Below are 1,246 nucleotides of genomic sequence, written 5' to 3' on the forward strand. Positions count from 1 at the left end.
TGCCTGCCCGCGGCATGGGCGTGACCCGCCACCAGGCAACCCGCAAGAAGCACGCCCGCAAGAAGGCGGCACGAGGAACGTCGATGAATGTCCATGCAGATACCCGTCTCTCATCTGTCTCGCCCGGCATCGGGCCGGGCGTGCTGTCCCAATCTCAGTCCATCCCCGCGCACAGGCAAGGGATGTGTGTTCGGATCAGTGCCGGAAATGGCGCATACCTGTGAAGACCATGGCGATGCCCGCCCTGTCGGCGGCGGCGATCACTTCGTCATCACGGATCGAGCCGCCGGGCTGGATCACGGCTGTCGCGCCCGCCGCAATGGCGGCCTCCAGCCCATCGGCGAAGGGGAAGAACGCATCGGACGCCACCACGCTGCCCTGTGTCAGCGGATGGTCAATCCCGGCTTCCCGCGCCGCGTCGGCACTTTTGGTCGCGGCGATGCGCGCGGAATCCACCCGGCTCATCTGGCCCGCGCCGATGCCGACCGTGCTCTGGTTCCTGGCGTAAACAATGGCGTTGGACTTCACGTGCTTGGCCACGCGGAAGGCAAAGATCAGATCCGCCATTTCAGCCGGAGTCGGCGCGCGCTTCGTCACCACCTTCAGCGCATCGGGCGTGATCCGCCCGTTATCGCGCGTCTGGGCCAGGAACCCACCGGCCACCGAGCGGACAACCACCCCGCCCGCCGCCGGATCGGGCAGCGCGCCGGTCAGCAGCAGGCGCAGGTTCTTCTTGCGCGCAAGGATCTGGCGCGCCTCCTCGGTCGCGTCGGGGGCGACGATCACTTCCGTAAAGATCGTGGCGATGCGCGCGGCGGCCTCGGCTTCCAGCGTGCGGTTGAGCGCCACGATCCCCCCGAAGGCGGAGACCGGGTCGCAGCGCAGCGCGTTATCCCATGCTTCCACCTGTGTCGCCGCGGTCGCCACGCCACACGGATTGGCGTGCTTGACGATCACCACCGCCGGCGCGTCGAATTCGGCCACGGCCTCGAACGCCGCGTCGGTATCGTTGATGTTGTTGTAGGACAGGGACTTGCCCTGAACCTGCGTAGCCGTGGCGACACCGGGGCGGGTGCTGCCATCGGTATAGAAAGCCGCCTTCTGGTGCGGGTTTTCGCCATAACGCAGGCTTTCGCGCTTTTCACCCGCCACGATCATGCGCGGGGGCAGTTCGTCGCCCGCCTGCCGGGCGAACCATGCGGCGATGGCGGCGTCATAGGCGGCGGTGCGGGCATAGGCCGCACCG

General features: G+C 67.6%; 1 protein-coding gene. It reads right to left on the reverse strand.

Annotation, left to right across the window (positions count from 1 at the left end; all coding sequences use genetic code 11):
- Positions 1-195: 195 nt before the first annotated feature.
- Positions 196-1,246 (reverse strand): bifunctional phosphoribosylaminoimidazolecarboxamide formyltransferase/IMP cyclohydrolase (purH, locus tag JCM25156_RS17145; RefSeq protein ID WP_025814117.1); only part of this gene is annotated, 1,051 nt, incomplete at its 5' end.

The organism is Komagataeibacter kakiaceti JCM 25156, from assembly GCF_000613305.1.